Below are 717 nucleotides of genomic sequence, written 5' to 3'. Positions count from 1 at the left end.
AAATTATCAATAATTTGGGTGGAGCAAAAACGATTAAATCGAATTCCACCCAATTAAAGATGGACAGGGATTTAAATGGTGCGCGAGGGATCTTCCTACGTGCATTGGTTGATACGCCTTGGTTGAGAGAGTATCTCAACTTATGTGTTTGTTAGCAAATGTTAGCAAAAAAGTATCGGCAATTGATCGATCTGCCTGCTTGATCTAGATTTGTTGACATCCAGTCAGATTAAGCAGCGATCGCTGCGAATCTGATCATTTTCCATTAAGATAGGGGCATTGATCTGTGTGTATTTCGCTTTCACGAGTGGAAAGCCACAGCTTTAGAGGAGTAGTCCAAATCGGCTTAACTGCCGATCTTAATCGACAAAAAGACCAAATTCACTTGTACATCAGGAAGCGCTATCACCCGCCTCGCTTCCTCCCTTTACCATATAGGGCTCAGTAGCGGTATTTTTGGACAATGAACGGAAAACAGCGATTCTCAAATCTTACAGCGCCCGCAAAAGGCGTCATTATCGGCGGTTTAGCTGCCGCAGCCAGCGCGATCGCCACAGTCGTGGCGCCCAGCGCCCCGGCTGAAGCAGTAGTGTCTCCAGTGTCACCGGCACCCACAACCCCCGCACAACCACTGAATCCTAACCTGGGTGGAACCCCAACCGAAACGCCGACGCCGACGCCGACCCCGACCCCGACCCCGACGCCGACCCCGACGCC

1 protein-coding gene is annotated in these 717 nt (G+C 50.2%); it reads left to right on the top strand.

Translation table 11 applies throughout. The features are described 5' to 3' along the window. Positions 1 to 463 precede the first annotated feature (463 nt). On the top strand, positions 464 to 717 hold a 254-nt coding region (locus tag AM228_RS34660; protein WP_197285436.1), incomplete at its 3' end, for a hypothetical protein.

The sequence above is a fragment of the Planktothricoides sp. SR001 genome (assembly GCF_001276715.1).
GTDB lineage: Bacteria > Cyanobacteriota > Cyanobacteriia > Cyanobacteriales > Laspinemataceae > Planktothricoides > Planktothricoides raciborskii.
The sequence above is the reverse complement of the archived record's forward strand: the minus strand, read 5'-3'. Positions and strand labels throughout refer to the sequence as shown.